21 protein-coding genes and 1 riboswitch are annotated in these 21,721 nt (G+C 52.6%); of the genes, 19 read left to right on the top strand and 2 right to left on the bottom strand.

Annotated features, from left to right (window positions below):
* Window positions 1–360: 360 nt before the first annotated feature.
* The 15 genes from NGM66_RS04705 (at window position 361) to NGM66_RS04635 (ending at window position 14,920) form a co-directional block, all read left to right on the top strand.
* The gene (locus tag NGM66_RS04705; RefSeq protein ID WP_208909579.1) at window positions 361–1,260 is read left to right on the top strand and encodes a CvfB family protein; all 900 of its coding nucleotides are present in this window, start codon (window positions 361–363) and stop codon (window positions 1,258–1,260) included.
* Window positions 1,261–1,504: 244 nt separating this feature from the next.
* Window positions 1,505–2,401: a site-specific tyrosine recombinase XerD gene (gene xerD / locus NGM66_RS04700; RefSeq protein ID WP_208909580.1), complete on the top strand. Its 897-nt coding sequence runs from the start codon at window positions 1,505–1,507 to the stop codon at window positions 2,399–2,401.
* A 36-nt stretch (window positions 2,402–2,437) separates the two neighbouring features.
* Window positions 2,438–2,833 (top strand): N-acetyltransferase, encoded by a 396-nt coding sequence (locus NGM66_RS04695; protein WP_208909581.1) that lies wholly within the window; start codon window positions 2,438–2,440, stop codon window positions 2,831–2,833.
* Window positions 2,787–3,575 carry a segregation and condensation protein A gene (locus NGM66_RS04690; protein ID WP_208909582.1) on the top strand — a complete coding sequence of 263 codons (789 nt, stop codon included), beginning with the start codon at window positions 2,787–2,789 and terminating at the stop codon, window positions 3,573–3,575. Before NGM66_RS04695 ends, NGM66_RS04690 begins: the two co-directional genes overlap by 47 nt.
* Window positions 3,553–4,152 carry an SMC-Scp complex subunit ScpB gene (gene scpB / locus NGM66_RS04685; protein WP_208909583.1) on the top strand — a complete coding sequence of 200 codons (600 nt, stop codon included), beginning with the start codon at window positions 3,553–3,555 and terminating at the stop codon, window positions 4,150–4,152. Before NGM66_RS04690 ends, scpB begins: the two co-directional genes overlap by 23 nt.
* A gap of 2 nt (window positions 4,153–4,154) precedes the next feature.
* A complete protein-coding gene (locus NGM66_RS04680; protein ID WP_208909584.1) occupies window positions 4,155–4,877 on the top strand; it encodes a pseudouridine synthase in 723 nt (240 codons plus the stop codon).
* Between the two features lie 59 nt (window positions 4,878–4,936).
* A riboswitch (FMN riboswitch) is annotated at window positions 4,937–5,054 on the top strand.
* 112 nt (window positions 5,055–5,166) lie between these two features.
* On the top strand, window positions 5,167–5,760 hold the full coding sequence (locus NGM66_RS04675; RefSeq protein ID WP_208909585.1) for an ECF transporter S component: 594 nt from the start codon (window positions 5,167–5,169) through the stop codon (window positions 5,758–5,760).
* A 414-nt stretch (window positions 5,761–6,174) separates the two neighbouring features.
* Window positions 6,175–7,212 (top strand): helix-turn-helix domain-containing protein, encoded by a 1,038-nt coding sequence (locus NGM66_RS04670; protein WP_208909586.1) that lies wholly within the window; start codon window positions 6,175–6,177, stop codon window positions 7,210–7,212.
* A complete protein-coding gene (locus NGM66_RS04665; RefSeq protein ID WP_208911029.1) occupies window positions 7,212–8,627 on the top strand; it encodes a RecQ family ATP-dependent DNA helicase in 1,416 nt (471 codons plus the stop codon). Before NGM66_RS04670 ends, NGM66_RS04665 begins: the two co-directional genes overlap by 1 nt.
* A gap of 182 nt (window positions 8,628–8,809) precedes the next feature.
* Entirely contained in the window at window positions 8,810–9,451 is a 642-nt protein-coding gene (locus tag NGM66_RS04660; protein ID WP_208911030.1) for a LysM peptidoglycan-binding domain-containing protein, read from the top strand.
* A gap of 35 nt (window positions 9,452–9,486) precedes the next feature.
* Window positions 9,487–10,164 (top strand): (d)CMP kinase, encoded by a 678-nt coding sequence (gene cmk / locus NGM66_RS04655; protein WP_208909587.1) that lies wholly within the window; start codon window positions 9,487–9,489, stop codon window positions 10,162–10,164.
* Window positions 10,165–10,245: 81 nt separating this feature from the next.
* Window positions 10,246–11,544: a 30S ribosomal protein S1 gene (gene rpsA / locus NGM66_RS04650; RefSeq protein WP_208909588.1), complete on the top strand. Its 1,299-nt coding sequence runs from the start codon at window positions 10,246–10,248 to the stop codon at window positions 11,542–11,544.
* Between the two features lie 98 nt (window positions 11,545–11,642).
* Window positions 11,643–12,950, top strand: coding sequence for a ribosome biogenesis GTPase Der (gene der / locus NGM66_RS04645; RefSeq protein WP_208909589.1), 1,308 nt, complete (start codon window positions 11,643–11,645; stop codon window positions 12,948–12,950).
* 238 nt (window positions 12,951–13,188) lie between these two features.
* Window positions 13,189–13,464, top strand: coding sequence for a non-specific DNA-binding protein Hbs (hbs, locus tag NGM66_RS04640; protein ID WP_011667553.1), 276 nt, complete (start codon window positions 13,189–13,191; stop codon window positions 13,462–13,464).
* Between the two features lie 196 nt (window positions 13,465–13,660).
* Entirely contained in the window at window positions 13,661–14,920 is a 1,260-nt protein-coding gene (locus tag NGM66_RS04635; RefSeq protein WP_208909590.1) for a tetratricopeptide repeat protein, read from the top strand.
* Window positions 14,921–15,040: 120 nt separating this feature from the next.
* On the opposite strand, the gene NGM66_RS04630 is transcribed toward NGM66_RS04635, so the two are convergent.
* Window positions 15,041–15,931 (bottom strand): YitT family protein, encoded by an 891-nt coding sequence (locus NGM66_RS04630; RefSeq protein WP_208909591.1) that lies wholly within the window; start codon window positions 15,929–15,931, stop codon window positions 15,041–15,043.
* Between the two features lie 274 nt (window positions 15,932–16,205).
* On the opposite strand from NGM66_RS04630, the gene NGM66_RS04625 reads away from it, so the two are divergent.
* Genes NGM66_RS04625 through NGM66_RS04610 form a run of 4 tightly spaced genes read left to right on the top strand, consistent with a single transcriptional unit; the run spans window position 16,206 to window position 20,796 of the window.
* On the top strand, window positions 16,206–17,405 hold the full coding sequence (locus NGM66_RS04625; protein ID WP_208909592.1) for a CCA tRNA nucleotidyltransferase: 1,200 nt from the start codon (window positions 16,206–16,208) through the stop codon (window positions 17,403–17,405).
* Between the two features lie 23 nt (window positions 17,406–17,428).
* Window positions 17,429–19,324, top strand: a complete 1,896-nt coding sequence (locus NGM66_RS04620) for an ABC-F family ATP-binding cassette domain-containing protein (RefSeq protein ID WP_208909593.1) — start codon at window positions 17,429–17,431, stop codon at window positions 19,322–19,324.
* Window positions 19,325–19,336: 12 nt separating this feature from the next.
* Complete coding sequence (locus NGM66_RS04615) at window positions 19,337–20,287, top strand: thymidylate synthase (protein ID WP_208909594.1); 951 nt, start codon at window positions 19,337–19,339, stop codon at window positions 20,285–20,287.
* A gap of 17 nt (window positions 20,288–20,304) precedes the next feature.
* Window positions 20,305–20,796, top strand: coding sequence for a dihydrofolate reductase (locus NGM66_RS04610; RefSeq protein ID WP_208909595.1), 492 nt, complete (start codon window positions 20,305–20,307; stop codon window positions 20,794–20,796).
* A gap of 94 nt (window positions 20,797–20,890) precedes the next feature.
* On the opposite strand, the gene trhA is transcribed toward NGM66_RS04610, so the two are convergent.
* Window positions 20,891–21,532: a PAQR family membrane homeostasis protein TrhA gene (trhA, locus tag NGM66_RS04605; protein ID WP_208909596.1), complete on the bottom strand. Its 642-nt coding sequence runs from the start codon at window positions 21,530–21,532 to the stop codon at window positions 20,891–20,893.
* Window positions 21,533–21,721 lie beyond the last annotated feature (189 nt).

Below are 21,721 nucleotides of genomic sequence, written 5' to 3'. Positions count from 1 at the left end.
CTTGCCGGAGGAGGCCAGGGGTGGAACCAGCTGTGTCGACGGTGTTGGCAGAGGTTTTGTCTCTGCCTACAGCGTGGGGCGACTTGGGAGACTGGCGGGTTGTGCCAGGCTGCCAAGCGAACCGGAAGCCCGTTTCTCAGGCTGGAGGCGTCCCCCATAGCAGGTGGAACCCCTGGCAGCCGTAGGCAACTGGTTAACATTTAATATAAGCGGCAGGCGAATGGTCTTAATTCGTATGGCAGACAGGAGTTTCACAATATTTCCAGGAAAAGGTCGCTAGTTTTGCCGTTTCCGTGTAAAATAAGGGGTAGACACTTTTGAACGGACAGACTGGGTCACCCCAGTAGAATTGAGGAGATTATGGAAGAACTATTAGGCCGCATCATCACGGGAAAAGTCACTGATGAAAACGAACAGGATTACTTTGTCCAGGTCGACGGCACCACCTTTCGACTCGACAAAGCAGAAATCAAGAAGCCACTGAAGCTGGGTGCCAATTTCAAAGGCTTTGCTTACGAAAATGAAGGCCATGACCTGCAGATTACGCGGAATGCACCGACAGTTCAGGTTGACCACTACGGCATGGGGACGGTCGTTCGGAGTCAACGGACACTGGGTGTGTTTGTCAATATTGGTCTACCGAACAAGGATATTGTGGTGTCATTGGATGACCTTCCAGACATCATGGAGCTGTGGCCACAACAAGGCGACCGGTTGATGATTGCCCTGCGTGAGGACGCCAAGCACCGGTTGTGGGGCGTGTTGGCCGATGGTGAAATTTATCAAGCCATTGCCCAACCCGCGAAGAAACACATGCAAAATGCCAACGTGGTCGCCACGGCTTACCAACTCAAGCTGGTTGGGACGCGGGTCATCACGGATCGCTTTGAATTAGGCTTCATCCACCCATCCGAACGGGAACGCGAACCACGCTTGGGCGAAGAGCTGAAGGCGCGGGTCATCGGCGTGCATGAGGATGGTACGTTGAATTTGTCACTACGGCCACGGACCTACGAAGCCATTGACGATGATGCTGCCATGTTACTGGCTGCGCTACAACATTCGGCGGATGGTAAATTGGACTTCAGCGACAAGTCAGACCCAGCGGCAATCAAGGCTTACTTTGGTATCAGCAAGGGCCAATTCAAGCGCGCTATCGGCCACTTGTTAAAGGACCGGCAAATCACGCAACACGACGGCGCGCTCTGGTTGAATACCAGTGAGGCCACGACGGAAACGACTGACGAATCGGCGGAATAGCGTAAATGCGTCAGTTAGGGTTATGACAGTCGTTTCTGATAGCCACTGTCATAGCCGAGAGTGAAGCGAAATCCAGGTTCAGCCGGGAAATTTAGTCGTGCTTGTCGCTACTAAATTGGTGTCTTTGAGACGTAAGTTACGGCTCAAAGCAAGGTTCGAGACCGTACTTTAGCTCGGACCGGCCTTCCCCAGCGTTCCAACCTGGATTTCGCGCAAAGGCAGGCGGTAGTGAGGAGGGAAAGTCATGACCGAACTGGATAACCAAACGGCGGACTTTGCCCATTACCTGACAGTGGAACAGGGGCTGGCCGCAAACTCGGTTGCGAGTTATCGCCAAGAATTGCACAACTTTGCGCAGTACCTGGTCCCCCAACAGGTCACAGATTTTAAAAAGGTGGACCGCCTGCAGATCATGGCTTATCTGAGCCAACAAACGGCAGCGGGAAAATCACGAAATTCCGTGATCCATGCGGTCTCGGCCTTGCGAAAATTTTATCGCTACCTGATTCAGACCCATCAGCTGACGGAAAATCCCATGGCTAATGTGGCCGCCCCCAAGCACGCACAGCATTTGCCGGCGGTCTTAACGGTGGCCGAGGTCGACCGCTTGTTAGCGACGCCCGATACTAGTAATAAGTACGGGATTCGCGACCGGGCCATCTTAGAGGTCATGTATGCAACGGGCTTGCGGGTCAGTGAATTGGTGCACTTGAAGCTAGCGGACCTGCACCTGGAGATGGGGCTGATCCAAACGTTGGGTAAGGGTGACAAGGAGCGCATTATTCCCATCGGTGACGTGGCGGCGGACTGGATCGACCGGTATTTGCGGCAGAGCCGACCGGTGTTGTTAAAACAACGCACCAGTCCTTATTTATTTTTAAATGCCCACGGTGGCGGCCTTTCCCGCCAAGCCATTTGGCAAAAAATCAAGCATTACGTAGCACTTGCGGATATTCAAAAAGACGTGACGCCCCACACGTTGCGGCATTCGTTTGCCACCCACATTTTGGAAAACGGGGCGGACCTGCGGGTGGTGCAAGAACTGCTGGGCCACGCGGATATCACGACCACGCAGATCTACACCCACATTTCCAAGAAGCGGTTGCGAAACGTCTATGACCAGTACCATCCGCGCGCGTAATGTGGTAGTATAGCAGAATTGAACGGAGGCGGACCAATGTTACTCAAATATCGTAGTGATTATCAAAAAATTGCGATGGGCCTGCTCAGTTTGTTACCGACTTTCAAGGACTGGGACCGGTTGCAACGTGAGCTGGCCTGGTATCAAGACGGGCCGGACCGGACCCTGTACCTGTGGAAGGATGAACACGACGACTTTGCCGGTGTCTTGGGGACCGAAACGCAGGGCGATTTTTTGATCGTGCGGTTGATCACCTTAATGCCGGATAAACAACTGACCCGCAACACGTGGCAAATGTTGGACCAATTGGCGACGGCGGTGCCGACCAAGCGGTTGATGGGGACTTTAACGACCGCCAAGATTATTGCAAAATGGGAGTATCACCATGGACAAAGCCACGCAGAACGGGCAGCCACTGATTCAGGTCAGTGACTTTGAAGGCCCGCTGGATCTACTGTTACATTTAATTAAAACCAATGAAATGGATATTTATGATATCCGCATCTCTACGATTACCAGCCAATACCTGACCTACCTGCACCAGATGCAGACGCTGCGGTTGGACATTGCGGGGGAATACTTTGTGATGGCGGCGAACTTGATGGCCATTAAGGCCAAGCTGTTGTTGCCCAAGCCACAGACGGTCGATCCCGTTGATGAAGACGATCCCGGCGATCCCCGCGAAGAATTGGTCAATCAGTTGCTGGAATACCAGCGCTATAAGCAAGCGGCTCAGGAATTGAAGCAACGCGCCGCCGACCGTCAACAGCATTTCACCCGACCGGCGATGGCCGTGCCAGATACGGTGGCGTTGACCGTCGCGCCTGGGATTCGGCCAGCAGACTTGCAGAGTGCCTTACAGCGGCTGGTCCACCGGGCAATGGTGGCCAAGCCGGTCACACAGAGCATTCACCAGGAGCACTTTACCATCAAGAACCAAATGCAAACGGTGCTCCAGCGCCTGCAACAAGCGGCGGGGCCAATCGATTTCGACGGCCTGCTCGCCAAACAGCCGGTCATGGAAGAAATCGTGACCACATTTTTGGCCGTCCTCGAACTGGCCCGTCAACGGCAGGTCCGTCTGCAACAGGCGGGGCGGTTGGCACCGTTGCAAGTGAATTTTCTAAAAATGGAAGGAAGTTATACCCCCGATGTCACCTCTAGCACAGATTGAAAGTCTCCTGTTCGTCAGCGGTGATGAGGGGATTACCGTCGCTGACCTGGCTGCGGCCACGGGATTGATGCGGCCGGCCATTTTGGCGAGTCTGGAAAAGTTGGCGCAAAAATACGCGGCTGACACAGACTCGGCGTTGGAATTAATGGTCAATGACACTACCTATCGTTTAGTGACCAAGGCGGGTGTGGCACCGGTGATCAAGCACTACTTTGAAAATCCGTTAAGTACGAGCCTGTCGCCGGCGTCACTAGAGGTGCTGGCCATTATTGCGTATCGCCAGCCCATCACACGGATCGAAGTCGACGAGATTCGCGGCGTCCAGAGCGCCTCGACCGTGCAGAAATTGGTCTTGCGCCGCTTGATCGAAGACGCGGGGCGGCTGGATGAACCTGGGCGGCCGAAGTTGTATCGAACCAGCGATTATTTTCTCGACTACTTTGGGTTGCAGCAGCTGGCCGATTTACCACCGTTGCCCGCCGCAGCGACACCTAGCGATGCAACGACCGACGAAGGCGGCGATTTATTCTTACAGGCCTTTAACCAACAGCTCAACCAATCAGGAGATGAAAGCTAATTATGGAACGTTTACAAAAAGTCTTAGCCCACGACGGGGTCGCTTCACGGCGCCAGTCGGAAAAATTAATCATGAGTGGCCGGGTGCGCGTCAACGGCACCGTGGTCACGGAACTTGGCACCAAGGTCGGCGTCCACGATAAAATTGTCGTCGACGGGGTCCCGGTCACCAGCGAAGCCCCCGTGTACATCATGTTGTACAAGCCGCGGAGTGTGGTCTCCACAGCAAACGATGACAAGGGTCGTAAGACGGTGGTCGATCTCATTGAAAATGTGAGCCAACGGATCTATCCTGTGGGACGGCTGGATTATGACACGTCAGGGTTACTGTTGTTGACGAACGACGGGGAACTGGCCAACCGGTTGACGCACCCCAAGTACGAAGTCGAGAAGACTTATATTGCCAAGGTCACGGGAACACCCACCAACGATGCAATGAAGACCTTGCGCCAAGGCATCACGGTCGATGGCGAGACTTATGCGCCAGCTAAGGGGAAAATTATCAGTTCAGACCCGAAGAAGAAAACGGCGATCGTGTCGTTAACAATTCATGAGGGCAAGAATCATCAAGTTAAAAAGATGTTAGCTGCCATGAATCTTCCTGTAGAGAAATTAAAGCGGGAACAGTATGGTTTCTTAACGTTAAAGGGCTTAAACGCCGGTGATTACCGACCATTGAAGCCTGAAGAAGTAAAAGAATTGCGCAGATTGACCGGATTGGCCTAAAGTAAGCGGTTGACAGCCTGTGCATTTCTTAGTATATTATGATTGTAATAAAAAATTTGGTTCATCTTCAGGGCAGGGTGGAATTCCCGACCGGCGGTAAAGTCCGCGACCCGCGCGAGCGGTGGATTCGGTGAAACTCCGAAACCGACAGTATAGTCTGGTATGCAGAAGATGAGACGTTGCTTTTTGCGCAAACATTTTTTACGTAAATCCCAAGGTCTTGCCCTTCTGTGGTAAGGCCTTTTTCTGTGGTTTTATCACGAGATGACCGCAAGGAGGAACAAGTATCATGGAGAATAGTCACAGCGGGTTAAAGGTTCGATCAATGGTAGAAATGGCGCTGTTTGCAGGGTGTGCCTACGTCTTAATGTTCGTGTCGGTCCCCATCATTCCCATCGTGCCGTACATGAAGCTGGATCTCAGTGATCTGGTAGTCTTACTGGGCATGAGCCTGTTTGGTCCAGCCGGTGCGGTAATGATTGCGGCTGTTAAGGAATTGCTGTACTTTGTGTCGACCGGTATGGATATCGTGAACTTCATCGGCGTCTTGACGGCGTTCATCGCAGACATTGCTTACATTTTACCGATCAGCTACGTGCTGAAACGTAAGCAGGCGGGGGCCCAGCCTAGTTTTAAACGGCAAGTTTGGGCCGTGGTCGCCGGGACACTGACATTGACGGTGGTCCTATCACTGGCCAATTGGTGGGTCATTACGCCATTGTACCTGAAGGTCTGGGGCATGTCGCTGGGCTTACCGGTCAACAAGCTCATCTTGTTAGGGGTTATTCCATTTAACCTCTTAAAGGGTGTCATCTTGGGCATTCTTTTCATCCTGCTGAGTCGGCGGATGGCGCCTTGGTTGGCTAAGCATACGTTGTCATAAGTTAAATTATCATGAATTTTCGTGAATCAGGGGCTGGCACTATGCCGGTCCTTTTTCTATGGTAAACTGGGAGCAGACATTTTATGCATAGCCACACGGCACGGACTGGCCGCCTCCTGTTCGCCAAATATGAGCTGGAACGCGGTGGGCGGCGGGACGAGCCGAAAGGCGGTCTCGTCTCCTCGACTTTGAGCCGAGGACCGTGTCTCAAAGTCGCCAGTTCCCTAACCGGCATGAACCGCGCCACTAAGGGAACGCCCACGGCTGAGCTCATATTTGGCGAACTTCCGGCTACAGCGGTGGTTACTGATTGATGACTCATTTTTTACAGCAGGTGGCCTGCTATCCTAGCCAGTAGTTAAATTTAATCAAACTTGCAATCTCAAATGTCAAAAAACGAAAGGGGGCAACACCGTGGACGCCGTGGATTTAGGCCAATTATTAAGTGCACAGCAGAATCGCCGGATTCGGGTGATCGAAAATCTCTTGCGGGGTAAGAAAACGGTGTCGACCCTGTATTGGGGGCAACGCTACCGGCTATTGCCGTTGCTGAATCTGGATAAGCACCTGCAGCGTGGCGGACTGGACGATGCGATTCAAGAGCTGCAACACCGTGGCTGGGTCACCGTTGATACTGAGCAGTCGACGCTGCGCTTGACGGGAGAAGGCGACCAACAGCTGGCCGACCAGCCGTATTATCGGCCCGTGACAACACAACAATGGGTCAATTTGGACCTGGTGGCGGCGCGGCAACGGCTCCTGTTGGCCGTCCAGGTGACCTCGCAATTTGCCCACAGCACGGCGCGCTATTACCCCTTGGCAACGGATCAGGAAACGCGGCGGGCCGTGCGACAGTGGTTTCACCGACTGAAGAGTCCCACGCTAGCGCCACAATTGGGCGCGGCGTTGACGGCCAGTCTGCAACAGCTACCCAACCAAACAGCCGGTGTGGTGACTGACCAATTTACGGGCTTTGGCCAGCCGGGATTGACTAGCGAACAGTTGGCAGTGGCCAATCAGTGGACGACTTGGGAAGTCCGGCTGATGCAGACCGATGGGGTGGTTCAAATCGCCCTGGACGCGCGGCAAGCTGATCATCCGCTACATACATTGCTGGGACCATTATGGCAGGTGCCGATTTCCCGCAGTGCCCAAGCGACCTTAGCCGCCGTTGAATCGGGTGGGGACCTAGCCCGTGTGGCGACGATTCGAAAGATCAAGCTAAGCACGGTCCGTGAACATTTACTGGAAGCAGCCATCATGTCGCCACTGCAGGATTTTCCCTACGACCGCGTGTTGCCCGTTGCGGTTCGTCAGGATTTAGCGGCCGCACTGCAGGGGTCCGTGGACGATTGGCAGTACACAAATTTGCCGGCGGACTTACAGGCTAAATATGATTTCTTTTATTTTCGACTATTTGCTATCTGGCAGATCAAGGAGGCGACCGCGTGATGGAACCGTTGATGACCAGTTTGAAACGGGTCTTTGGTTTTGACCACTTTCGTTCGGGACAGGAACAGGCCCTGACCAGCTTGGAGGCCGGTCACGACACCTTGGCCATCCTGCCAACTGGGGCCGGAAAAACGTTGATTTATCAACTCTACGGTTATCGCCATCCGGGGTGCGTGCTGATTGTCTCCCCGCTATTGTCGCTGATGAATGACCAGGTCAATCGGATGCGCATGAGTGGGTTCAAACGAGCGGCGGCCATTACCTCACAGACGCCGTTTGGTGAGCGGCTAAGCATTTTGAATCATTTAAACCAATTGCAGTTCCTATTCTTATCGCCAGAAATGTTGGCGCAACCCCAAATGCTCGCACGCCTACAACAAATCACGCTCAGCTTACTGGTAGTCGACGAGGCCCACTGTATCGTGCAATGGGGACCGGATTTTCGTCCGGAATACTTGTTGTTGGGCGCCATTCGGGAAAAACTCCAACACCCATTGACGCTGATGTTGACGGCAACGGCGGGCCAGCAGACGCGTGCAGAAATTGCCAAGCAGTTGCGTAGCCACCCCCAGGTCGTCACGGAGTCGGTCAATCGGCCGAACATCTACTTAGATGTCGAAAACGTGGCGGACGAGGCGACTAAGCAGTCACGGTTACAGGACCTGGTGGCGCATTTACGGCGACCGGGCGTGGTGTATTTTTCCAGCAAACAGCAGGCCAGCGACACAGCACTGTGGCTACGTGACACGACCGGGGTGACCGCCGCTGCCTACCACGCCGGCTTAGACGCCGAGGACCGGTTCAAGATCCAGCAGCAGTTCATGGCAGGACAGTTGGACGTCATCTGTGCGACCAGTGCTTTTGGCATGGGCATCGATAAAGATGACGTGCGTTTTGTGATTCATTATCATTTGCCGGCCGACCTGGAAAGTTACGCCCAAGAGATCGGTCGCGCGGGCCGTGACGGGCAACCGAGTGTGGCCATCTTGCTGTATGCGCCGGGTGATGAGCAGTTGCCGTTAGCGTTGGGTCAGTCCAATCGGCCAGAGGTGGACACGATTCAGCGGTACTATGCCCACCCGAAGAATTTTGCAGCCGATGACCCGCAGATCCAACTGCTGGCTTTTTACCGGGATCATGGCATCAGCGAAGACGCCGTGATCCGGCTATTTGCCAGTCGTGAAAAGGAACGCAATCACGCGTTGGCTCAAATGCTGGCGTACGTGCGGACCGAAACCTGTTTGCGGGCCACCTGGCTGCAGGCATTCGACGAGACCAGTCCAGAACATACGGCTAGGTGCTGTGCGCCGGGCAATGTGGCGTTGGACTTGACGGCGCTGGGCCTGACGCGGCAACAACCAGCACCCACACCCGAGACCGTCCCTTGGCAGACACGGTTGGCACGGTTGTTTTAACAATGCCATTTGTCCCACAAAATCTCCCACAGAAGTCCCACAAATTTTAGATAAGCATGGAGAGATATTGTTAAGATATTCTAAGAAATCCCGGCATGGCACCATTTTAGGTAATTATAACTACCTAAAAAACTGTGCTCGTGGTACAATTACGGGTGAAAGTTTTTCAGGGAGGTTAGATGATGAGTCAGAAGCGTGACGATCAAACGTCGAAGGAACAAGAGTCCCACCCGTGGGATCAATCGTTTGCCGATGATCGCGACGATCAGGGTAACCTGTCACGAACGAAAATGCGGCGGCAAAATCACAGCAATACGATGGTTACGGTCATTTTAGTTGCGATTATCATTGTGATTGCTGCAGCATCATTGGTTTACGGCTTGGCGCGTCAAAGCGCAGTCAATCGGCCACAAAATACGGAAAAGGTGGCGGCTAGTTCCTCCAGCTCATCCAGTAAGGCCAAAAGTTCGAGTCACAAGAAGAAAAAGTCTGCCTCAAAGCAGTCTTCTTCGACTGTGGCCAGTTCACCTAAGAAATCTACGACGTCAACCACAACTGCTAGTTCAGCACAAACGACTAGCAGTTCTTCGGCTACCACTAGCGCAGCAGCACAAAGTAGCACGACCACGAGTACCAGCAGTAGTCAGGCTAGCAGCACGACCAGCAGTTCAACGACCGGTTCCAAGTACGCCACGGTCGAATCTGGCCAAGGCGTCTACCGTGTCGCCACCAATGCGGGTATCTCCGTGGATAAGTTGTTGGCATTGAACGGTCTGTCTTCCGGTGCCTCGCTACATCCAGGACAGAAGTTACGGGTTCGCTAAGCGTTTAAAATTTTTTTGATAGGAGTTTGGTTTTCATGGAGAAACAAGGTTTGCAAGTAGCCATTGATGGCCCCGCATCGGCCGGTAAGAGCACGGTTGCGAAGATCGTGGCCCAACGTTTTCACTACATTTATTGTGACACGGGGGCAATGTACCGGGCGATTACCTGGAAAGTCTTACAAGAAGGGGTCGGTCTGACTGACGAGGCTGCTGTGAAGCGCCTGTTAGACCAGATCACGATTCGCTTTGAGCCAGGGACACCAGAACAAAAGGTGTTCGTTGACGACACCGAGGTCACCTTGGCGATTCGCCAACCAGATGTGACCAATTCCGTTTCTGCCGTTTCTGCTTTACCAGCGGTGCGGGCCGAATTAACGGAACGGCAACGGCAAATCGCTGACGCCGGTGGCATCGTCATGGACGGTCGCGATATTGGCTCGACGGTCTTGCCTAAGGCTGAAGTGAAGATCTTCTTGGTGGCTAGTGTTGACGAACGGGCCCAACGACGGTTGAAGGATAACGCCGCTAAAGGAATCGATACGCCACTCGCGACGCTTAAGCATGAAATCGAAGAACGCGACCGCAAAGACTCCACCCGGAAGGTCTCACCATTGACCCAAGCGGCAGACGCAATCCGCTTGGATACCACGTCTATGAGCATCGAACAGGTCGCAGATAAGATCGCAGAAATCATCCAGAAAAAAGAATCCTAGAGAAATAGGCATTTTACTAGCTTTTACTAGCATAATCAGCTAAAATAGTATATAGAGTTGTCGCAAGGAGGAAAAATTCGCATGAGTGAAAATGGCACGAGTCAAAACAATGAAAATAACGATCTGTTAGATGCTTTAAACAGCATCGACACCGTTAAAGTTGGTGACGTTGTTAAGGGTGAAGTCTTAGCAATCGATGATGACCAACAAGCAATCGTTGGGATTGCTGATACTGGCGTTGAAGGGGTTGTTCCCAAGAAGGAACTCTCAACTAAGCCAGTTGACGATATTAAAGAAGTAATTAAAGTCGGGGACGTTATGGACCTCGTCGTAATTTCTAAGATCGGTTCCGATAAGGAAGGCGGCAGTTACTTACTGTCACAACGTCGTTTGGAAGCCCGTAAGGTTTGGGACGACATCCAAAAGGAATTTGAAGCAGGTCACACGTTGACTGCCCCTGTTACCCAAGTGGTTAAGGGTGGTTTAGTGGTTGACGCTGGTGTGCGTGGATTCGTTCCTGCATCCATGGCTTCTGATCACTTCGTTGAAGACTTATCTCAATTCAAGGGTCAAACCCTGGAATTCAAGATTGTCGAAATCGAACCTAGTGAAAACCGTCTGATCTTGTCTCACCGGGCCATTGTTGAAAAGCAACGCGCTGCCCAAAAGGAAGAGATCATGTCTAAGTTAACTGCTGGGGACATCGTTGAAGGTAAAGTTGCGCGTTTGACCAACTTTGGTGCCTTCGTTGACCTTGGTGGCGTTGATGGGTTAGTTCACGTTTCAGAAATCGCCTTTGAACGGGTTGAAAAGCCTAGCGATGTCTTGAAGGTGGGCCAAGAAGTTAAGGTTAAGGTCTTATCTGTAGACCCAGACCGTGACCGGATTTCCCTTTCCATCAAGCAAACCTTACCAGAACCTTGGGACGGTATCGAAGAAAAGGCCCCTCAAGGCAGTGTCTTGGACGGGACTGTTAAGCGCCTGACTAGTTTTGGTGCCTTCGTTGAAGTCTTCCCAGGTGTTGAAGGTTTGGTTCACATTTCTCAAATTTCTCACCAACACATCGCAACGCCTGCTGACGTTTTGAAGGTTGGTCAAGAAATCAAGGTTAAGGTCTTAGATGTTCGTCCAGACGATCACCGTTTGGCATTGTCCATCAAGGCTTTGGAAGAAAAGCCACAATCAGCTGACGATTCTTCTGAAAACCACAGCAACAACAACCGGAGCCGGAACAATGGCGGTAACAACCGTCGTCGTAACAACCGGAACAGTGCGGAAACTTCAACGGCTAACGCCCCAGAAGAAAGCACCGGTTTCTCTTTAGGTGACCTCATTGGGGACAGCTTGAAGAAAGATATGGAAGATAACGAAAACAACTAATACGTTTGGTTGAAGAGGGTTTGGAACGGAACTTTGTTGGTTTCGTTCTGAACCCTTTTCATGTCACCTGACGTTATTTTGAAAAGGAGGGATTTATTGTGGCATTTCCAATTGTTGCCATTGTTGGCCGGCCAAACGTGGGTAAATCAACGTTGTTCAATCGTATCGCCGGCGAACGGATCTCCATCGTTGAAGATACGCCTGGGGTCACTCGTGATCGGATCTACACCCATGCCGAATGGCTGGGAACCGAATTTCGGATGATCGATACCGGGGGAATTGACCTCGGCGATGAACCATTTTTAACGCAAATTACCCAACAGGCCGAAATCGCGATCGATGAGGCGGACGTCATCGTCTTTATCGTGAGTGCACCTGAAGGCGTGACGGATGCTGATGAAAAGGTCGCTAAGATCTTATATCGGGCCGACAAGCCGGTTATTTTAGCCGTTAACAAGGCGGATAATCCCGAGACCCGAGAAACGGTCTATGACTTTTATTCACTGGGTTTTGGCGATCCATACCCTGTTTCTGGGGTTCATGGGCTTGGCCTGGGGGATCTGTTGGACGCCGTGGTCAAGGAATTCCCAGAAGACGATGGGGCGCCTAAGGACGACTCCATTCGCTTCAGTCTGATTGGTCGGCCAAACGTGGGGAAGTCCTCACTGGTCAACGCCATGTTGGGGGAAGACCGGGTCATTGTCTCTAACATTGCCGGTACCACGCGTGACGCAATCGATACCAAGTTCACGGCCGACGATACCAAGTTTACGATGGTCGATACGGCCGGGATTCGTAAGCGTGGAAAGGTCTACGAAAACACCGAGCGTTACAGTGTCATGCGGGCCATGCGCGCCATTGATGATTCAGACGTGGTCTTGGTCGTCTTGAACGCCGAAGAAGGCATTCGGGAACAGGATAAGCGCGTTGCCGGCTACGCCCATGAGGCGGGCCGGGGAATCATTATCTTGGTCAACAAGTGGGACACCTTGAAGAAGGACAACCACACGCTGACGGACTTCCAGAACCTGATTCGTCAAGAGTTCCAATACCTGAGCTACGCGCCAATCGTCTTCGTTTCGGCCAAGACGGGGCAACGGCTAGATCAACTCCCAGCGATGATCAAACGGGTCTCTGAAAACCACAACAAGCGGGTCCAATCCGCAACGCTGAACGACGTCATCATGGACGCCATTGCGCTGAACCCAACGCCGTCCGACAATGGCAAGCGGCTTCGGGTCTACTATGGGACACAGGTAGCGGTTGCGCCGCCAACCTTCGTGGTCTTCGTCAACGATCCGAAGATGATGCACTTCTCTTACGAGCGATTCTTGGAAAATCAGATCCGGGAACACTTCGATTTTGAGGGGACACCGATCCACTTGATCGAGCGGGCACGGAAGTAGGGAAACGGGCTTTGTGCCAGCATTTTCGCCATATTTTAATGATTTCTTAGTAAAAACAGCGTTTCTACAAGTTTTCTTACTAAAAAATGGCGTTATCCCTTGTCATATAAGGCTTCCTGTGCTATCTTTGATAAAGAAATGATGCGGTTGACCGTATTTGTTTCATCATTTTTGGACCACTCAAAAATGATCACTAGATGGCATTCATCTAATCTTCTATTCAGGAGGTGAATTCAAAATGGCAAACAAAGCACAATTGGTTAGCGATGTTGCAACTGCAACTGGCTTAACTAAAAAGGACGCAACTGCTGCAGTTGATGCAGTGTTCGATTCTGTCCAAGCAACTTTAGCTAAAGGCGAAAAGGTTCAATTGATCGGCTTTGGTAACTTTGAAGTTCGTGAACGTGCAGCTCGTAAGGGCCGTAACCCACAAACTGGACAAGAAATCCAAATTCCTGCAAGCAAAGTACCTGCATTCAAGCCAGGTAAAGCTTTAAAGGATGCTGTTAAGTAATTACGCTTAATTATTTGACGCCTAAAAAGAGTCAGTGCGGTGTTTGCCGGGCTGGCTTTTTTGTGGTGCTTAACCATTTTGATGGGTCAACTGCAATGTCGGCGAACCGTTAAGCCCCACTTCTGTGTGAATGGTGGTAAGATGGTGAGTGCTGGTTAAGTCGCATTATGATACACAGAAAAATTGGAGGCGGGTTATGAGTTACGCAGAAACGGCACTGGACCAATTGGAAAAGGGACAACTAGAGGCGTTCAAGAAGCAATACGCGTTGTCCTTGCGCCACGACGATGACGATACCCTGTTTAGCTTGGGCGAGGAACTGTACTCCCTGGGCTTTCTCAATCAGTCTCGCCGGATTTACGAAAAATTATTGAAGAAATATCCCGATGAAGATGAGTTACGTACAAACTTGGCCGACATCGCCATTGACGAAGATAAGAACGACGAGGCCCTGGATTACCTGAACCAGGTCAAGCCGGATTCACCAGCCTACGTGGAATCCTTGATGGTGGCGGCCGACTTGTATCAGACCCAGGAGTTGTTCGAGGTCAGTGAACAAAAGCTCCTGACGGCGAAAAAATTGGCCCCTGACGAGCCAGTCATCACGTTTGCCTTGGCGGAATTATATTTCACCATGCGGGAGTTTAGAAAGGCCATTCCGCTGTATTTAGACCTGATTACGGCCGGTACCACCGAGATGTCCAGGGTCAACCTAGTGGAACGGCTGGGTGTTGCCTATGCCAACGCTGGGCGCTTTGAACAGGCCATCGGCTACCTCAAGCAGATTCATCCGGGGGACATGACGCCGGATGTGAAGTTTGAAACAGCGTTCACTTACCTGCAGCTCAAGGAACGGCCGACCGCCATTCGCCTCTTTGAGGAGTTGAAAGACAGCGACGCGCACTACACCTCGCTGTACCCGTACCTGGGACAGGCGTTAGAGGCCGAGAACCGGTTACCTGAGGCGCTCAAGGCGCTACAGGAGGGCCTGGGCGTGGATCAATACAACGAGAAGCTCTGGCTACAGGCGGCCCACGTGGCGACGCGACTGGACGATGAGGCGTTGGCTGAGAAATACCTGACGCACGGCCATCAACTGGATAGCGACGACCTCAGTGCCGTGATTCAGCTGAGTAACCTGTACGTTAAGCAGGAGCGTTGGCAAGAAAACGTGGACTTGGTCCAACCATACGTGAAGAGTGACGACGCTGATCCGCAGTTGTACTGGAACCTGGCCATTTCCGCGGAGCACCAAGAGGACTTTGCGGCGGCTCGGAAATACTACGACGCGGCCCAACCATTCTTCATGGACCAGGCGGACTTCTTGAAGCCGGCCATTTACTTCTACCGCGAAGAAGGGGCCAGCGACCAGGTCATCAAGCTGCTACACGCTTATTTACAGGTCGTTCCAGACGATGATGAAATGGCGTTGCTGCTGGAAGGTTATGAAGATTAAACGGACGAAGAAGGTCTCAAACGGGACCTTCTTTTTGTTAGAGCAACGACACAATAATTACTTTAACTTAGGACAAACAAACAAAAGCAACCGCAAAACCCGCGGTTGCCAACCCAGTCCTTAATGTTTTAGTTTGCCCAGCCAACCTTTTTTCGGTACCTGGAACGAGAAGCCTTCGCCCAACGCTTCATTCACATTGATGACTGACACGAAGGCCTTAGGGTCATGATGCTCAATGATCTGCCGGAGTCGGTGGAGCTCACTGGGCGCCACGACCACGTACAGCATCTTGCGTTTTTGATGGGAATAGCCACCTTCGCCATCGATCAGGCTCACGCCGCGTTCTAGTCGTGCCATGATGTCGTCCGCAATTTCTTGATGGTTCGGCGAGATCACGATGACCCCGCGGGCCGCATACGCGCCTTCCTGAGTGAAGTTGACGATGCGCGCGAAGATGTAGGAATAAATCAGCGTGTAGGCCATGTGCTGCACGTCAATGTAGACCAATGAGACCAGCAGGACGACGACATCCAGATAGAGGAGTGTTTTTCCCATAGGCACGCCGCGGAACCGCTCGAAGATTCTGGCAATGATATCCGTGCCGCCAGTCGTCCCGCCATAACGGTATAGCAGGCCGGAGCCAAAGCCACCAATGATGCCGGCACCTAGCGCCGATAGCAGGAGATCGCCGTGCAGCTGAATGACGAAGGGGACGCGTTGCCAGATCCACAAAAACAGCGACAACATAATGGTCCCGTAAATCGTGTAGATCAGCGATTGCCGACCGAGAAACCGCCAGCCAATCAAGATGAGGGGGACGTTGATCAAAATCGTAGAGTAGGCGGGGTCAATCCCAAATAACGCGCGGAAAATCAGGGTGATCCCCGAAATCCCGCCATCGGCCAAATGGTTTGCGATGTTAAAAAAGACCAACCCGAAAGCAAACATCGCACACCCTAAACCGATCATGCATAAATCAAGTAGACGAACTGACTCGTCTTGTGATGCCATAAGACTCACTCCCAACGGTAAAAGTACTGTCATCATCATAGCACAGCGGCTCGCCGCGATGTGACAAAACTCTTGACCACAACTAGACAATTTAGCCGGAGTGTCTACCGCTCAGAGCGGTGGTGGCTAGCAGATTATCGCCAGCAATCTAGATTCGGTAAAATTTTGTCTGGTCACCTGGCAAAAGAGCCAATGCAATTCAATTTCACCGTAGAATCTGTTAGACTGGCATAGTGAGTAAAAATCGAAAATAACTGGCAGAAGGGTGAGCAAATTGAAGCTAAATCAGTTACCACATGAATTTGAATTGGCCCGGCCGGTTCTCCAGACCATTGAGCAGGCCGGCTATGAGGCCTATTTCGTCGGTGGCAGCGTTCGTGACACCATCTTGGGTAAAGACATCCATGACGTGGACATCGCCACCAGCGCGTATCCTAATGAGATTAAAGGCCTATTCAAACGGACCGTTGATACTGGTATTGAACACGGCACGGTCATGATCCTTGACCACGGCACCGGCTACGAGACCACGACGTTTCGTTCAGAGTCGACCTATACCGATTTCCGGCGGCCGGACCAGGTGACGTTTGTCCGCTCGTTAAGTGAGGACCTGAAGCGGCGGGACTTTACCATCAACGCCTTGGCCATGAAGGAAGACGGCGAGGTCATTGACCTATTTGACGGTCTGGCTGACCTGGAACACCACCAGATTCGCGCCGTGGGTGACGCCCAAGAGCGATTCCACGAAGACGCTTTGCGCATGATGCGAGCGGTCCGCTTTGCCAGTCAGTTAGACTTTCAAATCGTGCCAGCAACCCGCGACGCCATTACAGATCACGCGCAGCTGTTGGCCAAAATCGCGGTTGAACGCACTCAGGTAGAATTGTTAAAGATGCTGATGGGCCGCGCACCACAACGCGGCTTGGCGGACTTCATGGATACAGGTCTGTGGCAACATTGTCCAGACTTTGCGGATCATGAGGCGGCGTTACGAGAGCTCACGCAGCAATTGACACGGGGCGTCTCTAGTGAAACGGCTGCGTGGACGCTGTTGGCGACAAAATTTGGACTGACGAGTACCGCCATCACGTCGTTCTTGAAACATTGGAAGACTGCCAACCAGACGATCACAGCCGTGCAGACGGCGAGTCGCGCCGCCACATTACTACTGGCGGGTGAGTTAAATGCCTGGCAGCTCTATCAATGTGGCGCTGACCTGGCTCCTGTGGCCAACGAGGTCGCCGTCATCTTGGGCGCCCCAGACCGCCACCAGCAGTTACAGGCGGCGCTGGCGGCATTGCCAATTCATCAGAAGAAGGAACTGGCCGCCACGGGTCGCGACCTGATGCAGGCTGGTGTGCAGCCGGGACCGCAGTTGGGCGCCATCTTAGGCGACTTAGAATATCGCGTGGTGACCGGCGAGCTGCCCAACGAAACAGCGACCCTAGTGGCACACATCAACGCCAAACAGTAATTTTAGAATAAGAGAGTGAAGCTATGCAAACCTTACGCGCGGAAAATCTACACCGAACTTACGGTGAAAAAACGCTATTTGATAATTTGAATTTTATTATTAACGAACACGACCGCATCGGTCTGATTGGGGTCAACGGCAGTGGGAAAACCTCGCTGCTGAATACCTTAGCCGGCGTCAGCAATGAACAATCTGGGGAGATCAATACCCCCAAGGACTATACGATTGGCTACCTGACGCAGGCCCCTGACCTCGACCAAAACCTGACCGTCATGGATGCTGTATTCTCAGGAGATCAAAAGGTCTTCGTGACGATTCGCCGGTACGAAGCAGCGCTGGCGGCTTACGGGGCGCACCCGGATGATGCCAAGGCGCAACAGCGGTATTTGGACGCCGAAGCGCAGATGAATGAAGAAGAGGCCTGGACTGCCGAAAGCGATGTTAAGACCATTCTGACGCAGTTGAAGATCACCGACCTGTCCCAGTCCATCAAGACCATGTCTGGGGGACAAATCAAGCGGGTGGGCTTGGCCCAAGTCTTAATTCAATCGCCAGACCTCCTTTTGCTGGACGAACCTACCAACCATTTGGACTTCGACTCTATTGCTTGGCTCCAGCAGTATCTGGCCAACTACAAGGGGGCCTTACTGGTCGTGACCCATGACCGGTACTTCCTGGACCAAATTGCCAACCAAATCTGGGAACTGGACTTCGGTAAGCTCTACCAATACCCCGGCAACTACCAAGCCTACGTTCAAGAAAAGGCCGAACGCGTTAGCCAAGAGGCCGAAGCTGACCAGAAGCAACAACAGCTGTACAAAAAAGAGCTGGCCTGGATGAAGGCGGGGGCCAAGGCCCGGTCCACCAAGCAACAGGCCCGGATCAACCGGTTCAACGACCTCGCTAGCAACGTGGGCACCCGGCAGACCCAAAGCAACGTCTCCATCTCGCTGGGCCAACAACGGCTGGGCAAGAAGGTCATCGAACTCAAGGACGCGAACCTCAAGTTAGGCGACCACGTCATTTTAAAGGACTTCAATGACCTGATTCAGGGTGGCGAGCGCATCGGAATTAGTGGGGAAAACGGGGCCGGCAAGTCCAGCCTACTCAACGTGATTGCCCAACGCCTGCCACTGGATTCCGGCATCGTGACGGTGGGTGAGACCGTTAAAGTGGCCTACTACACCCAGCAGATTGAGCCAATCCCTGAAGACAAGCGCATGATCAATTATCTGTCCGAAGTCGGCCAAAACGTGACCGATAAGGCTGGCAATTCCGTGAGTGTTACCGAACTGCTGGAACAATTCCTGTTCCCCCGGTTCATGCACGGTACGCTGATTCGCAAGCTCTCCGGTGGGGAAAAGCGGCGGCTCTACCTCTTGAAGCTCCTAATGGAACAGCCCAACGTTTTATTGCTGGATGAACCAACCAACGACTTAGACATTAGCACACTGACCGTGTTGGAAGACTACATTTCTCAGTTTGCCGGCACCGTGATCACGGTTTCTCATGACCGGTACTTCCTGGATAAGGTGGCCGACCGGCTGTTGATCTTTACCGGCAACGGGCAGATCAAACGGTATTCCGGGCGCTTCAGTAGCTACCTGGCCGACGCGCAAGCGCAAAGCAAGCACGCGACCAAGGCGGAGAAGCCGAAGCCAGCCGAAAAACCGGCGGAGAAGGCCGACGCCCCGAAGAAGAAGGTCAAGCTGACCTACGCGGAACAAAAAGAATGGGAAGGCATTGAAGGCGAAATTGACGGCCTAGAGGACAAGAAATCTAAGGTCCAAGCCGACATGAACGCCAACGGCGCCAACTATGATAAGCTGGCCGATCTCCAGGCACAACTCGATGACCTGGACCACCAACTTGATGACAAGATGACTCGCTGGGAATACCTCAGTGAGTACGCAGAATAGGGAGGCAATGGCGTGTTAGAAGAGGCTTATTTGAATTTAGCAAAAACCGTGTTGACTGAGGGCCACGAAAAAACGGACCGCACTGGCACGGGGACCATCAGCCTGTTTGGCTACCAAATGCGGTTCAACCTGCAGGAAGGGTTCCCGTTACTGACCACGAAGAAGGTGCCCTTCGGTCTAATCAAATCTGAACTATTGTGGTTCTTGCGTGGGAATACGAATATTCGGTTTCTCCTGCAACACCACAACCACATTTGGGACGAGTGGGCCTTCCAACGCTACGTTGAGAGCCCCGATTATCACGGGCCTGACATGACGGACTTTGGGCGGCGTTCTTTGGTCGATGCGGACTTTAATCAGCAGTATCAAGCCGAGAAGACAGCCTTCTGTGACAAGATCGTCAATGACCAGGCATTCGCTGAACACTACGGTGACCTCGGCCTGGTCTACGGAAGTCAGTGGCGCGCTTGGCAGGGCCACAACGGCGAAACGATCGATCAACTGGCCAACGTCATCGACACGTTGCGGACCCACCCAGATTCTCGGCGGATGATCGTTTCGGCTTGGAACCCAGCCGACGTGCCATCCATGGCGCTGCCACCGTGCCACACACTGTATCAGTTCTACGTCAATGACGGTAAGCTGAGCTGCCAGCTGTACCAACGCAGTGGCGACATCTTCTTAGGAGTGCCGTTCAACATCGCCAGCTATGCCCTGTTGACGTCACTGATTGCCAAAGAGGTCGGCCTAGAAGTGGGTGACTTCGTGCATACGCTAGGTGATGCGCACATTTACAAGAACCACATTGCTCAGGTGAAGACACAGCTGTCACGGACGCCTAGTGCGGCCCCACAGCTGTGGTTGAATCCGGAAAAGTCCAGTATCTTTGATTACGACATGCAGGATATTAAGGTGACGGGATACAATCCGGCACCCGCAATCAAGGCCCCCGTGGCCGTTTAGCTGAAGGAGGCGTCACGATGTTAATCTTTTTATGGGCCGAGAGTCGCGGCCGCGTTATTGGGTTTCAGGGAAATCTGCCCTGGCATTTACCAGCCGACATGCACTACTTCAAGACTGTCACGACGGGCAATACGATTGTGGCGGGCGCGAAGACGTTTGCGTCCTTCCCGGGCTTATTGCCCAACCGGACCAACGTCATCGTCAGCCACCGACCAGCCAGTAATTTTCCGGCCGATGCGGTCGTCTTAAATTCACTAGACGCCGTACGGCAATACGCCGCTGAACGACCGACGGAAAAAATCTTCGTCGTGGGTGGGGCACAGATCTTTGCGGGACTGGTCGATGACGTTGACTACCTGTACCGCACGGACATCGATGCTGGCTTTGACGGCGACACCTGGATGCCGGCTATCGACTACGGCAAGTTTCAGCTGATCGACCGCCAACCTGGGCGTCGCAACGAGAAGAACCCGTACGACTTTACGTTTGAACAGTACCAACGTCTGTAAGCTATCCGTCACAGACGTTGGCTGCGGACAATAAAACGACGTCACAATCCTATACCAGTTGGGATTGTGACGTCGTTTAGTTTGCGATTCCGTTTTAAGCGTAAAACAAGATGGAAAAGTACATTAAAGCGGTGCCCAGCATGACAAACAGGTGCCAAATGACGTGGCCAAACGGTACGCCCTTGAAACTGTAGATCACGGCGCCAACGGTAAAGGCGACTCCGCCGAAGAACAAGAGGGTGAACCCCACTGGCCCTAAGCCCACGTACAGCGGCTTGATGCCCATCAGGCACATCCAGCCCATGATGACGTAGATGACGGTGGATAGCTTTTGCATTTTCCCCAGCCAGATGGCCTTGTAGATGATGCCACAGACGGCCATGGCCCAGATGATGCCGAACATGGTCCATCCCAGGGCACCACCCACGACCAAGAGGCTAAAGGGCGTATAGGTACCAGTAATCAACAAGTAGATGGCACAATGGTCAAATATTTGAAATACGTGGCGCCCGCGGGTAAAGTACAAACTGTGGAAGAGGGTAGACGCCAGGTAGAAGAGCACCAAGATGGCGCCATAGATGGCAAAGGTCGTCATCCGCAGCGCACCGCCCTTGGCGTGAGCCTGTAGCAACAAGATCACCAAGCCGGCGATGCTCAGTGCCGCGCCGATGCCGTGGGTGGCGGCGTTGAGGACTTCATTGACGATTTGGTAGGTGTGGCTTCGTTCTTTAATCACACAACATGTCTCCTTCGACTTTTTAGTTAGCGTACCACGTTGGCGCGGCCCGCCGCAAGTGGTGATTGCCAGTGACGGCGCCCAATTTTTGCGGTGGCAAGTTTAGTTTTCTTTAAAAGCCCGTGCGACTTCAACAACATTTACTGAAAAATACTGGCAATTCTGCTATACTATTACCGTATGTTTCAT

Source organism: Levilactobacillus yiduensis (assembly GCF_024718525.1).
Taxonomy (GTDB): domain Bacteria; phylum Bacillota; class Bacilli; order Lactobacillales; family Lactobacillaceae; genus Levilactobacillus; species Levilactobacillus yiduensis.
Note: the sequence above shows the minus strand (reverse complement) of the source record. Positions and strands in the feature narration are given on the sequence as shown.